Here is a 17,928-nt window from a genome sequence, read left to right on the forward strand (position 1 = left end):
AGGATCCGTGCGTTGTCAGAGGCTCCGCCTACGCTCGGTCTCCTTCGAGGGCAGGCCCCGGTGGCAGGCTTCGGTGGCAGGCTCCAGTGGCGGGTTTCGGTGGAGGGGACGGGACGGCATGAGTTTCGATCTGGCGGTGTGGTTCGAACCCGGGCGGATCTCGGCGTCGGCGGCGGCCGAGACGTACAAGTCGCTGTGCGACGGCGGTCCTTCGGCGGCGGGAGTGGTCGCGAACGACGCGGTGACCGCGTTCCATCGGGCGCTGATCGTCGATTTCCCCGAACTCCCGGAGTCGGCGGCGGACTTCTCGCAGGCCGAGGCGTCCCCGTGGACGGCGGGTCTCGATGTGTCCGACGCGCACGTGATCATGCCGATCTCGTGGGGTCGGGCCGATGCGACCGCGACCGCGGTACTGGACCTCGCCGGCCGCCATGGGCTGGTCTGTTTCGACCCGCAGGCGGAGGTGCTCCACCTTCCGCCGGCGCTGCGCGGAAGGGATGGCGCGGATGGCGCAGATGGAGCGGACGGCGCCGATGCGTTGAGCCTTCAGCCGTGCGTCGGGCTGAAGATCGAGGACCCCGACCTCGACGTGATCGAGCGCGCCGTGCGCCGGCTGTCCCCGGAGAACTGGTTCCTGATCCTCGAGAAGCCCAACGGCCGCTTCGTCCAGGTCGGCCAAGGCCCCGACGCGGGTGTGGCCGCGGGCGAGTTCGCGGTCGAGCACCGGGACGGTTCGATGGAGCGGCACTACCGGTGCGTGCTGAACGACCGGGATCAAGTGACGGCGATCTTCACCGAGTTCGCGTCGGGGGCGGAGGCCTGGAGCGTCGACGCGCGCTGGGAGAGCCTGTGGGCCTAGGGGCCCCGAGCCGGCTTCCGCCGCCACCCTCTCCCCGCCCGCCCCACTCCCCCCTCACTCCCCCTCGCTCCCCCGAAAATCGGTTGCCCTCACCCCACCCCGGCGGGCTGAATACGACCCATGGCCGACATCCAGGGCTCCTACGACGACCTCTTCAACGCCGTGCCCAGCGCACTGGCCGCTCTGCTCGACGAGGGGGACGTCGGTGGGGCGGTGGCCGTCTTCGTGGACGGGGAGCCCGTGGTGGACGTGTGGGGCGGGTTCGCGGACGCGGCCCGCACCGTGCCGTGGCAGCGGGACACGATCGTCAACGTCTACTCCGTCACCAAGACGATGACCGCGCTCATCGCACTGGTCCTCGCCGACCGCGGTGAACTGGACGTGGACGCGCCCGTCGCCCGCTACTGGCCGGAGTTCGCGGCGGCCGGCAAGGACGGGGTGCTGGTACGGCACCTGCTCTCGCACACCGCCGGCCTGCCCGACTTCGAGGGACAGTGGTCGGCCGAGGTCGCCTACGACTGGTCGTCCGCCACCGCCCGGCTCGCCGCGCAGGCCCCGGAGTGGGAACCGGGCACGGCGGCCGGATACCACTCGCTCACCCAGGGGTTCCTGGTCGGCGAGGTCGTGCGCCGGATCACCGGGCGCACCCCGGGCGAGTTCTTCGCCGACGAGATCGCGGGACCGCTGGGCGCGGACTTCCACATGGGCCTGGCCGCCGAGCACGACGACCGGGTGGCGCTCACGGTCCCGCCCCCGTCCCACGACGAGGACTACCTCTCCAGCGCACCCGGCATCGGCGCCCCGACTCCGGCCCCCGGTACGGGAATCCGCGTCCGCGACGGGAACAGCGTCGCCTGGCGCCGCGCCCAGATCCCCGCCGCGAGCGGCTTCGGCAACGCCCGTTCGGTCGCCCTCGTGCAGTCGGTGATGGCGTGCGGCGGCGAGGTGGGCGGCGTACGGCTGTTGTCGCGGGCGGGGTGCGACCGGGCGTGGGTGGAACAGTTCCAGGGCCAGGACCGCCTCCTGGGCATGCCCGTCCGATACGGCCTGGGCTACGGCCTGTTCGGCAACACCTACGGCTGGGGCGGCTGGGGCGGCTCCCTCGTCATGGTCGAACCCGAGGCCCGTACGGCGATCGCGTACGTCACCAACCAGATGCGCGAACCCGGCGACGACAGCCGGGGGTTGGAGATGGTGATGGCCGCCTACGACGGCCTCCAGGGACTGCGGGCGAAGGCCGGCAGGTGAGCGACGGGGCGTCGTCGACGTCGACCGACGGGCTCACGCCCGCGACGCCCTCCGCACCCTCGACGCCCGCACCGGACTCGACACGAACGCCGTCAGACCTCCCGGAGTTGGCCGTCCTGTGGCGCGACCGCCACCCGTCGGTCCCGCCCCTCGCCCACACCTTCCGCAGCACGTACCCGGACGTCTGGGTCCGCTTCCACAGCCTCCCCGGCTCGAAGCGCTACCCGGAGTCCGAGGACGAGTACGCGATCCTGCTGCACCGCTACAACACGGTCCTCGACGAGCTGTTCACGGGCCGCGAGGTGTACGTCGTGACCATGGACTGGTCGCTCACACCGACCGGCCCCGCCGGGTACCCGCACCGGCAGCGACTCCACCCGACCGGCGTCCGCTGGTGGACCGAGTCCGAAGTGGACGATCCCGACCCCGAGTTCCACACCCACTTCCGCCTCTACGCCGACCTCCGCCCATGGCAACACGGCTGCGCCGACGCCCTGTTGCACGCGGTCGCCGACGACACGCTCGCCGATGTCTTCGTCACCGACCCGGAACTCCGCCGTATCCACTGCCCGTACGACGGTGGCGCGGACGTCGTCCTCACCACCCCCGCCGAGCGGGACGCGCTCCGCGAGCGGCACGCCGACTGGCTGCCCCGCAACTCGGCCGGTCTCTGACCCGCGCGCGTCACCCACCGACACCCCGCCTATCCCAACCGCTCCCCCAAGAACTCCTCCCACGTCCGCTTCCCGCGCTCCGCGCCCTCCACCGTCAGGTTCGCCCCCGCCCGGTACGCCCGCCCCACCTTCCCGGGCACCCGTACCGGCAGGGTCGGGCGGTCGCGGTGGCCGAGGAGCCGGCGGTACGGGCGGACCAGGGCGGGGAGGTCGTAGAGCTCGGGGCCGGTCAGGTCGGGGACCGGGCCGGCGGGGGCGGCCAGGGTCAACTCCGCCAGCCGCGCGGCGACTTCGCGGGTGTCGACCGGTTGGAGGCGGAGGCCGCCGGGGGCCGGGAGGACGGGGAGCTTCGCCATCTTCTCGACCATGGTCAGGGCCAGGTCGTGGAACTGGGCCGCGCGCAGCGTCGTGAACGGGATGCCCGAGTCGGCGATCGCCCGCTCCGACGCGAGCTTCGTACGCAGCCAGGCCAGCGGGACACGGTCCGCGCCGACCACCGAGATGTAGATCAGGTGGCGGACGCCGGACACGCGGGCCGCCCGGACCAGGGTTCGGGTCGCCTCGTCGTCGCCCTTGGGGCCGCCGGACAGGTGGAGGACGGTCTCCGTGCCGTCGAGGGCCGCCGCCACCCCCTCCCCCTTGAGCAGGTCTCCCGTGACGTACTCGACGCCGTCGACCGGAGGGCGGCCGTGGCGGGTCAGGACGCGGACCTCGTGGCCGGCCGACCGGAGGAGGGGGACGACATGGCGGCCGAGTGTGCCGGTTCCGCCGGTGACCAGGATGGGTGATGTCGGCATGGTCTCTGCTCCCTGTTCGTCGCGGTGAGGCTGGGTGCCTCACCGACATGACCCGGGAGCGTCGAGGAATGTGACAGCCGACAGGGAGAAGTTTTCGGCGGGGATCGGCGGCGATCGGTGGGGATCAACCTCCGCTGCCGTACGGCCTGGTGAGGATCTCCAGGTTGTGGCCGTTCGGGTCGTCGAAGTAGGCGCCGCGGCCGCCGTCGTTGCGGTTGATCTCGCCGGGGCGGCGGTGGAAGGGGTCAGCCCAGTAGGTCAGGCCGGCTGCCTGGACGCGGGCGAAGATGGTGTCGAAGTCGTCCTCCGAGACCAGGAACGCGTAGTGCTGCGGTGTGATGGCGCCGTCCGTGTCCAGGTAGTCGAGCGTCACGCCGTTGGGGATCTCGACGGGGATGAACGGGCCGTACTGCGGGCTCACTTGCAGTCCCAGAATGTCGGCGAGGAACCGGGCCGACGTCTGCTTGTCATGTGCGGCGACGATGGTGTGGTTCAGCTGCACGGTCATCGTGTGGGCCTCCTCACGCCCAACATACTCCGCAGGGCAGTTAAGGTAAGGCTTGCCTTAACAGGATCAACGGCGATCCTCGTGACCCATGTGAACGATGTGATCGACGTGTATCGGAGTAGCGCTCGTGCGTGCAGTGGGATTGAAGGCCGTCGTGGCCGCGACCGTCGTCGGAGGACTGCTCGCCGGGTGTTCCTCCTCGGACAGCGGTGACAGCGGCACCGAGAAGAAGGCCGGCGCGCAGAACAAGGTCATCGGCGCCTCCGAGGGACCGTCCGCCGCCCCCAGCGCGCTCGCCGAGGGCATGGGCGCCGACCCGGACACGGACGGGACGTTCCCGCGTACCGTCACGCACTTCGAGGGCAGGACGACCATCAAGGCGGCGCCCAAGAAGATCGCCGTGCTCAGCACCGGCCAGCTCGACGACCTGCTCTCGCTGGGGACCGTACCGGCGGCCACCACGCGCGCCGACAACGCCGGTCTGGTGCCCGACTATCTGGCGGACGCCTTCCCCAAGTACAAGGCGCAGCTCGCCGACATGACCGACGCGGGCACGCGGCAGGCGCCCAACCTCGAGACGCTCGCCGCCGCCGAGCCGGACCTGATCCTGGCCAACGACTCGCTCGGCGACCTCTATCCGAAGCTGTCGAAGATCGCGCCCACCGTGATCACCGCCGGCAACGGCATCAACTGGAAGCGCGACCTGCTGCTGGTCGGCGCCGCCATCGGCAAGGGCCAGCAGGCGCAGACGCTGCTCGACGGCATCGTCGGCGACGCGGCCGCGAAGGGGAAGACGGTCACGGGCGACCCGACCGTCTCCATGGTGCGCTTCACACCCGACCGCACGCGCATGTTCGGCGTCTCCTCCTTCACCGGTTCCATCGCCGTCGACATGGGTCTCAAGCGGCCCAAGTCCCAGCAGTTCACAGCCATTTCGGAGGACCTCGGCGCGGAGAGCATCGACACCGCGGACGGCGACTGGATCTTCTACTCGGTCCAGGGCGACGCCGGCAAGACCGACGCCGCGTCCGTGCTCGCCGGGCCGCTGTGGAAGTCGATGGCCGGGGTCAAGGCCGGGCACGCGGTCAAGGTCGACGACGACCCCTGGTACCTCAACGCCGGTCCCACCGCCGCCCGTCTGGTCGTGACGCAGCTCGCCGAGCACCTCGGCACGTGATCCGACGCCTCGCCTGGCCGACCGCCGCCCTCGTGGTGGCGGTCGCCGCGCTGCTCAGCCTCGCCGTCGGCACCCGGGCGATTCCGCCGTCCGCGGTGCTCGACGCCCTTGTGCACGGCGGGAGTTCACCGGACGCGCTGGTCGTACGGTCGCTGCGGCTGCCGCGTACCGAGGTCGGTCTGACCGCGGGCGCGGCGCTCGGCCTGGCCGGCGCGGCGCTCCAGGCCGTCACCCGCAACCCGCTCGCCGACCCGGGCATCCTCGGGCTGAGCCAGGGGGCGGCGGCGGGCGTGGTGTTCGCCATCGCGTTCGGGGCCGGCGGGTACGGCTTCGGCGGCTACGTCTGGTACGCCTTCGCCGGCGCGGTCGTGGCCGCGTTCCTCGTGTACGGGATCGCCTCGCGCGGGCGGGGAGGCGCGTCGCCGGTCAAACTCGCGCTCGCCGGCACCGCGTTGTCCGCGATGACCGCCGGCGCGACGACCGTCGTCCTCACCTCCAGCTCCGCCACGCTCGACCAGTTCCGGTTCTGGCAGGTCGGCTCGCTCAGCGGCCGGGACACCGACACGGTCGTCCGCATGCTGCCGTTCCTCCTGGTCGGGGCGCTGCTGGTGATCGGCTGCGCGCGCGGCCTGGACGCGCTGGCCCTCGGCGACGAGACGGCTCGGGCGCTGGGGCATCGGGTGGGTCTGGTACGGGGGTGCGCGGCGCTCGGCGCGACGCTGCTGACCGCCGCGGCCGTGGCTGCCGCGGGGCCGATCGCGTTCGTGGGGCTCGCGGTGCCGCATCTCGCTCGGCGGTTGGTGAGCGGGGGGTATCGGGCGGTGCTGCCGTTGTCCGCGTTGCTGGGGGCGGGGTTGTTGGTGGGGGCGGATGTCTTGGGGCGGGTGGTTCGGGCTCCGGCGGAGGTGCCGGCGGGAGTCATGACGGCGTTGGTGGGCGTACCTGTGCTGGTGGTGCTCGTCCGCAGGAAAGGTACGGCGGCTTGAGCATGAGCGGTACGACAGCCCGTGCCTCAGTGGTACTGCGCCCCCACCCCCGTATCTCCCTTCTCCTGCACCGCCGTTCGGCAGTCGTCGCCGTTCTCCTCCTCTTCCTCCTCGCCGGCGTCATGCTCGCCTCCGCCTGTCTCGGGCAGACGTACATCTCGCCTGCCGAGGTGTGGCACACCCTGCGTACCGGAAGCGGGCCCTACGAACTCGTCGTCTCGGAGCTGCGGGTCCCCCGAATCGTGCTCGGCGCCCTCGTCGGCGCGGCGCTCGGGCTGTCCGGGGCCCTCGTGCAGACCGTCACCCGCAATCCGCTGGCCAGTCCCGATGTGATCGGGGTCGGGCACGGGGCCGCCGCCGCGACCGTGCTGGCGCTGTCGACCGGGGTCGTCGCCTCGCCCGGCGCGTTGCCGATCGTGTCCGTGGCGGGCGGGCTTGCCGCCGCCGCGCTCGTGTACGTACTGGCGTGGCGGCACGGGATGCAGCCGAGCCGGTTCGTGCTGACGGGCGTGGGGATCGGGGTCGCGCTCTCCGCCGTCGTGCAGCTGTATCTCACCGACAGCGAGCTGGAGGCCGCCGAGCAGGTCAAGCTGTGGCTGACCGGGAGCCTGAACGGGCGCGGCTGGGAGCAGGCCGGGCCGCTGGGCGTCGTACTGCTGCTGTCGCTGCCCGCGCTGGTGTGGGCGAGCCGGGCGACGCGGCCGCTCGGCCTCGACCCGGAGACGGCCGCCGCGCTCGGGGTGCGGGTGGACCGGGTCCGGCTCGGGCTGACCGTGCTCGGTGTCGTGCTCGCCGCGACCGCGACCGGGGTGGCGGGGCCGATCGGGTTCGTCGCGCTGACCGCGCCGCAACTGGCCCGCCGGCTCACCCGGACGCCTCAACTGCCGCTGCTCAACGCCGCGTTGACGGGTGCCGTGATCCTGGTCGGCGCCGATCTCGCGGCCCGTACCGTACTGCCCCCGCTGGAGGTGCCGGTCGGCGCGCTGACCTCGCTCGTCGGCGGGCCGTACCTGCTGTGGCTGCTGGGGCGGCGTACGACGACGTACTGACGGCCCCGGAGGAGTGCGCCTCCGGGGCCGTCAGGTCTGCGCTCGCGACGGTTGCCGCGACGGGATCAGATCGTCGCCGTGTCGATCACGAAGCGGTAGCGGACGTCGCTGTTCTGCACCCGCTCGTACGCCTCGTTGATCTCGGACGCGCTGATCAGCTCGATCTCCGCGCCCAGGGCGTGCTCGGCGCAGAAGTCCAGCATTTCCTGGGTCTCCCGGATGCCGCCGATGCCGGATCCCGCGAGGGTCTTGCGGCCGCCGATCACCGAGAAGAGGTTGAGGGAGATGGGCTCCTCGGGGGCGCCGACGTTCACCAGGGCGCCGTCGGTGCGCAGCAGCGAGAGGAAGGCGCCGAAGTCCAGCGGCGCCGACACCGTGGAGATGATCAGGTCGAAGGTGCCGTGCAACTCCTCGAAGGTCTTCGGGTCGCTGGTGGCGTAGTAGTGGTCGGCGCCCAGCTTCAGGCCGTCGTCCTGCTTGCGCAGCGACTGGGAGAGGACGGTGACCTCCGCGCCGAGCGCGTGCGCGATCTTGACGGCCATGTGGCCCAGGCCGCCGAAGCCGACCACGGCGACCTTCTTGCCGGGGCCCGCGTTCCAGTGCTTGAGCGGGGAGTACGTGGTGATGCCGGCGCACAGGAGCGGGGCGGCGACGTCGAGGGAGAGGCCGTCGGGGATCGTGACGACGAAGTTCTCGTCGACGACGACCTTCTCGGAGTAGCCGCCGTAGGTGGGCTCACCGTCCTTGCCGACGGCGTTGTACGTGCCGACGTTGCCGTTGGTGCAGTACTGCTCCAGGCCGGCCTTGCAGTTCTCGCACTCGCGGCAGGAGTCGACCATGCAGCCGACGCCGACGCGGTCGCCGACCTTGTGCCTGCTGACGCCGGGGCCGACCTCGGAGACGATGCCCGCGATCTCGTGGCCCGGGACCATCGGGAAGATCGCCTCGCCCCAGCCCTCGTGGACCTGGTGGATGTCCGAGTGGCAGATACCGGCGAACTTGATGTCGATCAGGACGTCGAACTCGCCGACCGGGCGGCGTTCGATGGTGGTGCGCTCCAGCGGCGCCTTGGCGGCGGGGGCGGCGTACGCAGCAACGGTAGTCATGCCGGGATCTCCTAGCGGGGGTATGCGCCCGGTCGCCTTCAGAAGTCTTTCTGACCGGGCACGACGTCCACACTGGCCCTCGCCCGGGGATTCACCCAGACCACCGTTCTGCCTACGTCCAGCGTGCCTACCACTGGCGGGGACAGGCTGGTGTGCGTACGACCGGGAATACTGGACGTATGGATGGACAGCCAGATCCCGTACGGGAGCCCGCCGGCTCCCTCGACCCGCGTGCCGAGCTCAGCGAGTTCCTGCGCACCCGGCGGGCCCGGCTGAAGCCGGAGGACGTGGGGCTGCCGGACTTCGGGCGGCACCGGCGGGTGCCCGGGCTGCGGCGCGAGGAGCTGGCGCAGCTGGCGGGCGTCTCGGTGGCGTACTACACGCGGCTTGAGCAGGGCAACGGGCGGAACGTGTCGTCGGAGGTGCTGGACTCGATCGCGCGGGCGCTGCGGCTGACCGACGCCGAGCACGCGCATCTGACGCATCTCGCGAAGCCGAAGCTCAAGAAGAAGCAGGCGGCGGCGTGCGCCCAGCAGCAGGTGCGGTCCTCGCTGCGCGGGCTGCTGGAGACAATGGACAGCGTGCCCGCCTACATCTCGGGGCGGCGCACGGAGATCCTCGCCTGGAACCGGATGGCGGCGGCGGTCTTCGGCGACTGGGGCGAGCTGCCGCCGCAGGAGCGGAACTGGGCGCGGCTGGTGTTCCTGCGGCCCGACTACCGGGACCTCTTCGTCGACTGGGAGCAGAAGGCGATCGACATCGTCTGCGTGCTCCGGATGGACGCGGGCCGCTGCTCCGACGACCCCCGCCTCGCCACCCTCGTCGGCGAACTCTCCGTCAAGAGCGAGGACTTCCGGCGCCTGTGGGCCACCCACGACGTCAAGGAGAAGAGCTTCGGCGTCAAACGCCTCCACCACCCCCTGGTGGGCGACCTCGCCCTCCAGTTCGAGTCCTTCCGCCTGGCCGACGACACGGAACAGGGCCTGGTCGCCTACCACGCGGAAGCGGGCACCCAGAGCGAGGAGTCCCTACGCCTGCTGGCGAGCTGGGGAGCGGATGCGTCGCGGGCGGGCAGCAGTGTGAGGCCTTCGGCCTGAAGCTCATCCCTGATACGGCGGCATCGCGCCCCAGCTCCACTTCGGTACCGGCTGTTCGGTCGGCGGCTGGGCGTTCGGGCCCGAGAAGTACACCGCCAGCCTCGTGCCCCATTCCACGTACGCCAGGAACGCCGAGCGGAACTCCGCGTCCGTGGGGAGGGCCGCCTCGTCCGCCGCGTCCTGGATGAGGTTGACCCAGCGGCGGCGCTGCGGCTCGGTGATGTGTTTGCCGGCGTGCATCGCGACCATGTGGTTGTGGCCGCCCTGGGTGTGCGAGTACGTGGCCGGGCCGCCGAAGACCTCGCCGAGCCAGACGGCGACGTGCTCCGCGTGCTCGGGGGCCAGGTCGGCGAAGAGCGGAGACAGGAGGTCGTCCTTGAGGACCTTGTCGTAGAAGGCCGATGTCAGACGGGAGAAGGCCTCGGCGCCGCCCGCCCAGTCGTGGAGCGTCGGCAGCGCGGAGCCCGTGCCGCGTACCGGCGTCGGGGCGTAGTGGCGCATCTCCTCGATGTTCTCGATGTACGGGCGGATCTCCGCGAGGAAGCCGGGGAACAGTTCCGAGGTGCGGAAGCCCTTCAGGTGGTCCTCGGTCGAGGTCCAGGTGATGCGCAGGACGAAGTGCGCGTCGTTCCCGGTGTCCTCGCCGGTGTCGTCCCCGATGTCGCCCTCGCGGCGCGTCAGTTCGTAGTCGACGCACTGGGGCGCCGCCGCCAGCTGAGCCGCCGCGCGCGTGTACGCGGCCACGAACTCGGCCGAGCGGGTCTGAGGAATGCGGTAGCGGATGTACTCGACGGTCTGTGTGGTCATGCGCTCACCGAAACACGCGCGGCCCACCGGACGCGGATCTTCCGGCGGGGCCTTCGCGCGTGTCAGCGCTGGGCGTAATGGATCAGCGCGACCTCCAGTTCCAGGGTCACCTTGTCGGCCAGCAGACGGCCGCCCCAACTCACGTTCCAGTCCCTGCGGTTGAGGATTCCCCGGCCGGTGAAGGCGATGTGGTCGCCGGTGCCGATACCAGTGCCGGTGCCGGTCAGTTCCAGGTCCACCGTGACCGGGCCGGTCGTGCCACGGATCGTCAGGTCGCCGGTGAGCGTGAAGCGGGTCGCGCCGGTCCGGCGTACGCGCGTCGACGTGAAGGTGATGTCCGGGTGGTGGTCGCCGTCCAGGAAGTCGGCGCCGCGCAGGTGCTCGTCCCGGCGGGCGTTGCCGGTCCGCAGGCCCCGCGTGCGGAGGGTCAGCCGGACCTCCGACTTCGACGGGTCCTCCCCGTCCAGGTGCGCCCCGCCCTCGAACTCCTCGAACCGCCCGCGCACCGTGCTGATCAGCATGGCCCGCGAGACGAACCCGATCCGGGTGCGGGTGGCGTCGAGAACGTAGTCCCCGGTGAGTGCGGCCTGCTCCGACAGGTCGTTCATGGCCTTCCTCCCTGTTTCCCTGTTTCCCTGGCTGTCTGAGGTGTCACAGAGGTACGACGAGAGCGGCCCGGAGAATGTCAGGGGCCCGCCTCACATTCCGGGCCGCCGTCTCGTCGTATCCATGAAGTCGTCTCCATGAAGGTGATGACCTGCGATCCGTGAGGGAGGGACCGGCGTGAGCGAGGAGTCGGCCGAGGCGGGGCTCGACGCGATCATGAGCGAGCGGCGTCAACTCATCAATCTCGGCTACCGGTTGCTCGGTTCGCTGGCCGACGCCGAGGACGTCGTGCAGGAGACGTACGCCCGCTGGTACGCGATGCCCGTGGCGCAGCGGGATGCCGTCGCCGCGCCCGGCGGGTGGCTGACGACGGTCGCCAGCCGTATCTGCTTCGACCTGCTGCGCTCGGCACGGGCCCGGCGGGAGCGGTACGTCGGTGAGTGGATCCCGGAGCCGGTGCCCGACCGTACGGAGTGGACCGGCGGGTGGGCCGGCGGCGCGGCGGCGGATCCGGCCGACCGGGTCACCCTCGACGAGTCGGTCAACATGGCCTTCCTCGTCGTGCTGGAGTCGATGACCCCGGCCGAGCGCGTCGCGTTCGTCCTGCATGACGTCTTCCGGTACTCCTTCGCCGACGTGGCGGAGATCGTCGGGCGTACGCCGGGGGCGTGCCGTCAGCTGGCCTCGTCCGCCCGGCGTCGTATCCGCGCGGCACAGTCGTCGGCCGCCCCGGCGACCTCGGGGGCCCAACGCGCCGACGTCGTCCGGCACTTCAAGGAGGCGTGGGAGGCGCAGGACATCGACGCCCTCGTCCGCCTCCTCGACCCCGACGCCACCGCGACCGGCGACGGCGGCGGCCTCGCCAGCGCCGCGCCCCGCCCGATCCGCGGCGGCGAGGCGGTCGCGCGCTACTTCGCCGACCTGATGGCCAGGGCTCCGGTGAAGGTGATCGTCCTGGAGCGCACGGTCAACGGCCAGGCAGGGCTGGTGGCGCAGGTGGACGGCGTCACGGAGGTGGTACTGGCCTTCGATGTCGCGGGCGACCGGATCCGGCACGTGTGGGGCGTGCGGAACCCGGAGAAGCTCCGCTCCTGGAGCTGACTCCGGGTCCCGGGATGCGAAAGGCCCGCCGGAGGCAGTACCTCCGGCGGGCCCTCGTTCACTCGCGAACTAGCGGCTCACTTGCCGTAGTACGCGTTGTAGATCGAGATCGTCGACTTGTTGTTCTTCTTGTCGGTGATCTTCGCGTGGAAGGAGATGGCCTTCCCCTTCTCCGGGTTCTTGACCTTGATCTTGCCGCCCACGACGCTGACCTTCTTCCAGGTCTGGCCGTAGTCGTAGGAGACGTACACCGACAGCGACTTGAGGTTGCTGCCCTTGGCCGAGCCCTCGACGGAGACCGGGATGGAGACCGTCTTGCCGGCCTCGACCCGGTTGTCCAGACCCGTGGTCGCGTTGAAGCGGACCGTGGAGGCCGGGAGCTTGGTGAGGTTGGTGCTCTTCTTCGAGCGGAACGTGAAGCTCGCGTCGATGCGGGTGGAGGCCGCCGCGATCTTGACGCTGCGCTTGACCGAGGTGGTCAGCTTGTAGTCGGCCGCGGCCGACGGGACCGTGAACAGGCCGTCGCCGAACAGCGGGTCGTGGTTGGAGGAGACCTTGCGGCCGTTGCGGTACAGGGTCGTGTCGGCCGAAGTGAAGGTCGACGAACCCGCGTGGCCCTTGCCGTCGGCGAACAGCGGCACGACGCCGAAGATGCTGTTGCCGTCGCGGTACAGGCCGAACTCGGAGTTCAGGTGCGGTCCGAAGACGGCCGTGTTGAAGGTCTTCGAGTACGTCTTGCCGGCCTTGAAGGTCTGACCGGCGCCGATCGTGTAGTACGCCTCGGTGATCGGGAAGTTGTGCTCGTCGACACCGTTGTACTGCTCGAAGTCCAGATTCCACTGCACGCCGCCCGACGTGGACAGGTGCAGGGTGCGGGTGCCGGGCAGGGTCTGCGGGACGGCCATCGAGGAGGCGCCGTTGCTGTCGGCCAGCCAGCCGGTCGCGCTCAGCGCGCCCTTCTTGCCGCTCGCCCCGGAGCCCAGGCCCACCTTGACCTTGGCCAGTTCACTCGCCTTGTAGTGCTTGGTGTAGCCGGTGGCGAGCTTCTTGACCGTGGCGCCGATCGTGGTGTCGTACTCCTCGGTCGTCCCCTTGGTCCAGTGACCGTCCCACTGCTGCGTCAGCGAGCCGTCGGTGATCTGGGGACCGAGGTGCGCAGTGCGGAAGTTGTCGTACGTCGTCAGGAACCAGCCGAAGCTGTACCCGGCGTTCGCCGTTTCGATCGAGTACTCCGGCGAGGCGAACTCCGACTTCGCCGCCGCGTCCGGAACCGTGATGGCCACCGGCTTGGTGGTCCGGGCGTCCAGTGTGATGGACGTGTTCTTGGTGACGCTCAGCTTCGGCTGGGCCAGCCAGTCAGCACCCTTGGCGAAGTCCTCCGGGTCCACGAACACACCGCTGTCCAGGATGTACTGGCCCCTGGGGATGCGGGCGGTGACGGTGCCGTCGGGGTCGTAGGGAGAGTAGAACTTCTCCTTGCCGAGACCGGAGACGCCGGCCAGGGACGCGTTGTAGAACGGCGCCGGCTTCCCGTCCCGCCCGATGACCTTCAGCGTGACGTCGTACGACTCCACCTCGCGCTGCACGGCCGCGGCCGTCCGCACGGTCTGGCCGTCGCCCGTCGCGGTCACGTACGCGGAGTACGCGCCGTCGAGCGTGCCGCCCAGCTTGGTGTTGACGGTCAGGTCCACGGAGGCCTTGCCGCCGGCCGGGACGGTGACCGTGGTGGCACCGAGCTTGAAGAAGCCGGCCGGAGCGGCCTGCCCCTTCGGGTTGGTGGCGGTCGCCGCCAGCTTCAGCGTGACGTCCTTCGTACCGAGGTTGCGGTACGTCACCTGCTTGGTGACCGGGGTGTCGTCGGTGTGCGGCCACTGCTGGACGCCGAAGCTCACCGACACCGGGTCGGCGATCACCGTCTGCTTGATGGCCTTGTCGACCTGGATGCGGCCCGAACCCTGCTGGAACGGCGTGTACTTGCCGCCCTTGGTGGATCCGGTCAGCGCGCCCTTCAGCTCGGCGAAGCCCCAGTCGGGGTGCTGCTGCTTCAGGATCGCCGCCGCGCCCGCCACGTGCGGGGTCGCCATCGACGTACCGGAGATGGTCAGGTAGCCCGGGGGCTTCTCACCGACCTCCTTGTCGATGACGCTGCCCGGGGCCGCGGCCGCGGTGATGTCCACGCCGGGGGCGGTCACGTCGGGCTTGATCTGCCCGTCGAGGCCGGGGCCGCGGCTGGAGAAGGACGCCAGCTTGTCCTTGTCGTCGACCGCGCCGACGGTCAGCGCGTCGGCGGCGGTGCCCGGCGAGCCGATGGTCTCGTCGCCGAAGTCGCCCGAGTTGCCGGCGGCGATGGCGAACAGGATGCCCTTCTCCTCGGACAGCTTGTTCACCTCGGCTTCGAGCGGGTCGATCTCCGGGGTGTCACCGCCGCCCAGGCTCAGGTTGACGACGTTGGCGCCCTGCTCGGCCGCCCACTCCATGCCCGCGATGATCTGCGAGTCGTCGCCGTAGCCGTCGTCGCTGAGCACCTTGCCGTTGAGCAGCTTGGCACCCGGGGCGACACCCTTGTACTTGCCGTTCGACTTGGCGCCGGTGCCGGCCGCGATGGACGCGACATGCGTGCCGTGGCCGAACTTGTCGGTGGCGTCGGGCGAGGTGGAGAAGTTCTTGGCCGCGATCACCTGGTCCTTGAGGTCCGGGTGGGTCGCGTCGACGCCGGTGTCGAGGACGGCGATCTTGACGCCCTTGCCGTCGTAGCCGGCGGCCCACGCGGTGGGGGCGCCGATCTGCGGCACGGACTTGTCGAGGCTGGCCTTGCGGACGCCGTCGAGCCAGACGTGCGCGATGCCGGAGGCCGTCTTCGAGCCGTTGGTCACCGCGTCCCACAGCTCGGGCGCGTCCTGCTTCGGCGTCTGCACCGCGTCCGCGTTGAGCGTGGTGAGGGCGTGCCGGAGCTTGCCCGCGTCACGGACGTCGGCCTTGGTCGCCGCCGCGGCGCCCTTGTAGCCGACGATGACCTTCAGTCCCTGCTTCTGGGACGTGCGGGTCGTGGCCTTGTTCAACTCCGTGACGTCGAACAGCCGTTGGTCGATCTTGCCGGTCGCGATCATGCGCGCGACGTCGGCCGGTACGACCAGGGTGTGGCCGTCGGTCTTGCGGATCTGGACGGGTATGTGCTCGCGCCCCTTCGCCGGCTCCAGGCCGACGACCCGGCCCTTGGCGTCGACGGAGACGCGGTCACCGGTGATCAGGGTGATGCGGTGCTTCGTGAGCGACGACTTGGCCGACTGGGCCGAAGTGGTGCCGGTCTGCTCCGCCTCGGCCTGCGCCGGGCTGGTCATGCCCGCCGCGAGGGCCACGGCGGCGGCCGCGGCGATCGTGCCCGCGCACGCCTTTTTCACTTGTCTGCGCAAAACTCCCCCTAGCAGAAGTACCGGGCGAATACTCCCCGTTCACCCGGCCGGGGGTGGTCCCGCACATACGTGCGCCCCCCGGAATACGCAGTATGCCGGGGGGCGATCAGGCACCTCAAGAGATGAGAGGGCGGTAAGAACCAGGTAGGAAGACTGTTACGCGACCGCGGGAATCCTGTTACGTTTCCGCGCGGTTCACGCCCCGTCATGCCCCCGCGTTCTCCTTGACAGTGATGCGTCCCTTGCGAATCGTCGCGACCCGCGGGGCCTTCTTCGCGATCGAGGAGTCGTGGGTGACCATGATGAAGGTCAACCCCAACTCCTTCCACATGCGCTCCAGTACGTCCATGATCTCGTCGCGCATCGACTCGTCGAGGTTGCCGGTGGGCTCGTCGGCGAGCAGCACCTTCGGTTCCTTGACGAGCGCGCGGGCGATCGCGACGCGCTGCTGCTGGCCGCCGGACATCTCGGACGGCAGATGCCCGAGGCGTTCGCCGAGCCCGACCGACTTCAGCGCCTCGGCCGCCCGTTCGCGGCGGTCCTTGCCCTTGATGCCGAGGGGGACGAGGGCGGTCTCCACGTTCTCCTGGGCGGTGAGGGTGGGGATGAGGTTGAAGGACTGGAAGACGAAGCCGATGTTCTCGCTGCGGACCTTTGTCAGCCTCGCCTCGGAGAGCTTGGCCAAGTCGGTGCCGTCGAGGGTGACTTCACCTGCGGTGGGCCGGTCGAGGGCGCCGAGCATCTGCAGCAGGGTGGACTTGCCGCCGCCGGTGGGGCCCTGGATGACCAGGCGGTCGCCGTCCGCGATGTTGAGGTCGACGTTGTCCAGGGCGACGACCGCTTCCTTGCCGCGGGTGTAGCGCTTGGTGACGCCTCTTAGTTCGTACATGGTGGCTCCAGAGAGGATTTGGGGTGGTGCGCTTCGTCGTTTGCTGCCGGCCTGTGGGGGCTGGTCGCGCAGTTCCCCGCGCCCCTGGGTCGGCTACGGGACCGCTACTCGACTCTGCGCAGGGCATCCGCCGGGCGGAGCCTGGACGCGCGCCAGCCGCCGAACGCACCGGCGATCAGGCCGCCCGCCACCGCGAGGCCGACCGCGAGGACGACGGTCGTGACGCTCACCGGAGCCGTCAGGGCTACGTCGAGGGTCTTGGCCGCTGCCCGTCCGGGGCCGCCGAAGCCGCCACCGCCGCCGGGACCGCCGGCGCCGCCACCGCCACCGGTGCTGCCCATCTGGGCGGACAGGGTGGGGCTGATGGCCGTGACCACGTACGCGCCCGCCAGGCCGACGGCGATGCCGAGGGCGCCGCCGAGGAGGCCGTTGACGACCGCTTCGCCGACGACCTGGCGGGTCACGCGGCCCGACTTCCAGCCGAGGGCCTTGAGGGTGCCGAACTCGCGGACGCGGCGGGAGACGGCGGAGGAGGTGAGGAGACCGGCGACCAGGAACGCCGCGATCAGGACCGCGATCGACAGCCACTTGCCGACGCTGGTGGCGAGGGAGGAGGCGGTGGAGAGGGAGCCGGAGACGGTGTCCGCGAGGTCGGCGGAGGTGGTGACCGTCGTACCCGAGACGTTCTTCTGGATCGTCGACTTGACCGAGCTGATCTGCTGGGAGTCGGTCGCCTTGACGTAGATCGTGGTGACCTTGTTCTTCGAGTCACTGAGCGTCTGCGCCTGCGTGAGCGGGATGTACAGGTTGGCCGCCGAGTCGCCGCTGTCGGCGGTGGCGATGCCGATCACCTTGAACTTGACCTTCTTGATGGTGATCGTGGAGCCGACCTTGTACTTCTTCTCCTTGGCGTAGGCCGAGTCGACGACGACGACCTTGGAGTTGGTCTCCGTCGTCTTGAAGGTACGGCCGCTGGTGATCTTCGACGAGGTCAGCGGGCCGAGGGCCGGCTTGGTGACGTCGGCGCCGTAGACGGAGTAGCTGTTGACGTCGAAGTTGGCGCCACCGCCCTGGACCTCGCCCTGCGGCTGACCGCCGCCGCCACCGTTCTGACCGCCACCGTTCTGACCGCCGCCGCCCTGTTGCTGGAACTGGCCGCGGGTGAACTGCCCGTTGACCTTGATGACTTGGAGGCTCAGGCCGCCGACGGCGTCGGAGACACCGCTCTGCGAACCGACCTTGGAGACCGTCGTGTTCGCCAGGGTCTGGAAGCCCTGCACCATCACGCGGTCACTGCTCTGCTCGGAGTCGGAACCGTCGGCCTGCGCGTCGAAGTTGAAGCGCGGCCGGTCCGTGGTGCTCGTGGAGGCGGCGGCGGCCTTGGTGACCGTCATGTCCGTACCGAGGCCGTACAGCGACTGAAGGACCTTGTCCTGCGCCTTCCCCATGCCGGAGGACACGGAGTTGACCACGATGACGAGCGCGATACCCAGCGCGAGCCCGGAGGCGACGACGAGGGCCGCCTTTCTGCGGCGGCGCAGTTCGCGCCTCAGGTAGGTGAAGAACATGGCCGCAAGCTAGGTACAGCGCGTGATGACTGGATAAGGCCGACAT

Annotated in this window: 16 protein-coding genes; 8 read left to right on the forward strand and 8 right to left on the reverse strand. The window is 70.4% G+C overall.

Annotated elements, in window-relative coordinates; genetic code table 11:
- Nucleotides 1-118 precede the first annotated feature (118 nt).
- The 3 genes from ACWD5F_RS37885 (at nt 119) to ACWD5F_RS37895 (ending at nt 2,781) form a co-directional block, all read left to right on the forward strand.
- Nucleotides 119-859: a hypothetical protein gene (locus tag ACWD5F_RS37885; RefSeq protein WP_451260825.1), complete on the forward strand. Its 741-nt coding sequence runs from the start codon at nt 119-121 to the stop codon at nt 857-859.
- A gap of 120 nt (nt 860-979) precedes the next feature.
- A complete protein-coding gene (locus ACWD5F_RS37890) occupies nt 980-2,107 on the forward strand; it encodes a serine hydrolase domain-containing protein (protein WP_451260826.1) in 1,128 nt (375 codons plus the stop codon).
- Nucleotides 2,104-2,781 carry a DUF3885 domain-containing protein gene (locus ACWD5F_RS37895; protein ID WP_451260827.1) on the forward strand — a complete coding sequence of 226 codons (678 nt, stop codon included), beginning with the start codon at nt 2,104-2,106 and terminating at the stop codon, nt 2,779-2,781. Before ACWD5F_RS37890 ends, ACWD5F_RS37895 begins: the two co-directional genes overlap by 4 nt.
- A gap of 29 nt (nt 2,782-2,810) precedes the next feature.
- Here ACWD5F_RS37895 and ACWD5F_RS37900 read toward each other — a convergent pair whose 3' ends face one another.
- Both ACWD5F_RS37900 and ACWD5F_RS37905 read right to left on the reverse strand, forming a co-directional pair.
- A complete protein-coding gene (locus tag ACWD5F_RS37900) occupies nt 2,811-3,578 on the reverse strand; it encodes an SDR family oxidoreductase (RefSeq protein ID WP_451260828.1) in 768 nt (255 codons plus the stop codon).
- A 124-nt stretch (nt 3,579-3,702) separates the two neighbouring features.
- Nucleotides 3,703-4,086, reverse strand: a complete 384-nt coding sequence (locus ACWD5F_RS37905; protein WP_451260829.1) for a VOC family protein — start codon at nt 4,084-4,086, stop codon at nt 3,703-3,705.
- 127 nt (nt 4,087-4,213) lie between these two features.
- On the opposite strand from ACWD5F_RS37905, the gene ACWD5F_RS37910 reads away from it, so the two are divergent.
- Genes ACWD5F_RS37910 through ACWD5F_RS37920 form a run of 3 tightly spaced genes read left to right on the forward strand, consistent with a single transcriptional unit; the run spans nt 4,214 to nt 7,298 of the window.
- On the forward strand, nt 4,214-5,263 hold the full coding sequence (locus ACWD5F_RS37910; RefSeq protein WP_451260830.1) for an ABC transporter substrate-binding protein: 1,050 nt from the start codon (nt 4,214-4,216) through the stop codon (nt 5,261-5,263).
- Nucleotides 5,260-6,249 (forward strand): FecCD family ABC transporter permease, encoded by a 990-nt coding sequence (locus tag ACWD5F_RS37915; RefSeq protein WP_451260831.1) that lies wholly within the window; start codon nt 5,260-5,262, stop codon nt 6,247-6,249. Before ACWD5F_RS37910 ends, ACWD5F_RS37915 begins: the two co-directional genes overlap by 4 nt.
- 2 nt (nt 6,250-6,251) lie before the next feature.
- The gene (locus ACWD5F_RS37920) at nt 6,252-7,298 is read left to right on the forward strand and encodes a FecCD family ABC transporter permease (RefSeq protein ID WP_451260832.1); all 1,047 of its coding nucleotides are present in this window, start codon (nt 6,252-6,254) and stop codon (nt 7,296-7,298) included.
- Between the two features lie 65 nt (nt 7,299-7,363).
- Here ACWD5F_RS37920 and ACWD5F_RS37925 read toward each other — a convergent pair whose 3' ends face one another.
- On the reverse strand, nt 7,364-8,404 hold the full coding sequence (locus tag ACWD5F_RS37925) for an NAD(P)-dependent alcohol dehydrogenase (RefSeq protein ID WP_451260833.1): 1,041 nt from the start codon (nt 8,402-8,404) through the stop codon (nt 7,364-7,366).
- Nucleotides 8,405-8,583: 179 nt separating this feature from the next.
- Between ACWD5F_RS37925 and ACWD5F_RS37930 the strand changes: the two genes are divergently transcribed.
- On the forward strand, nt 8,584-9,501 hold the full coding sequence (locus tag ACWD5F_RS37930; protein ID WP_451260834.1) for a helix-turn-helix domain-containing protein: 918 nt from the start codon (nt 8,584-8,586) through the stop codon (nt 9,499-9,501).
- Between the two features lie 3 nt (nt 9,502-9,504).
- Here ACWD5F_RS37930 and ACWD5F_RS37935 read toward each other — a convergent pair whose 3' ends face one another.
- On the reverse strand, nt 9,505-10,308 hold the full coding sequence (locus ACWD5F_RS37935; protein ID WP_451260835.1) for a globin domain-containing protein: 804 nt from the start codon (nt 10,306-10,308) through the stop codon (nt 9,505-9,507).
- A 62-nt stretch (nt 10,309-10,370) separates the two neighbouring features.
- Nucleotides 10,371-10,916, reverse strand: coding sequence for a YceI family protein (locus ACWD5F_RS37940; protein ID WP_451260836.1), 546 nt, complete (start codon nt 10,914-10,916; stop codon nt 10,371-10,373).
- Nucleotides 10,917-11,130: 214 nt separating this feature from the next.
- On the opposite strand from ACWD5F_RS37940, the gene sigJ reads away from it, so the two are divergent.
- Nucleotides 11,131-12,015, forward strand: a complete 885-nt coding sequence (sigJ, locus tag ACWD5F_RS37945; RefSeq protein WP_451260952.1) for an RNA polymerase sigma factor SigJ — start codon at nt 11,131-11,133, stop codon at nt 12,013-12,015.
- Nucleotides 12,016-12,092: 77 nt separating this feature from the next.
- Here sigJ and ACWD5F_RS37950 read toward each other — a convergent pair whose 3' ends face one another.
- The 3 genes from ACWD5F_RS37950 to ACWD5F_RS37960 form a co-directional block, all read right to left on the reverse strand.
- The gene (locus ACWD5F_RS37950) at nt 12,093-15,413 is read right to left on the reverse strand and encodes a S8 family peptidase (protein ID WP_451260837.1); all 3,321 of its coding nucleotides are present in this window, start codon (nt 15,411-15,413) and stop codon (nt 12,093-12,095) included.
- 217 nt (nt 15,414-15,630) lie between these two features.
- Nucleotides 15,631-16,314: an ABC transporter ATP-binding protein gene (locus ACWD5F_RS37955; RefSeq protein ID WP_401713643.1), complete on the reverse strand. Its 684-nt coding sequence runs from the start codon at nt 16,312-16,314 to the stop codon at nt 15,631-15,633.
- A 104-nt stretch (nt 16,315-16,418) separates the two neighbouring features.
- A complete protein-coding gene (locus ACWD5F_RS37960) occupies nt 16,419-17,882 on the reverse strand; it encodes an ABC transporter permease (RefSeq protein ID WP_451260838.1) in 1,464 nt (487 codons plus the stop codon).
- Nucleotides 17,883-17,928 lie beyond the last annotated feature (46 nt).

The sequence above is a fragment of the Streptomyces sp. NPDC002499 genome, from assembly GCF_053595415.1.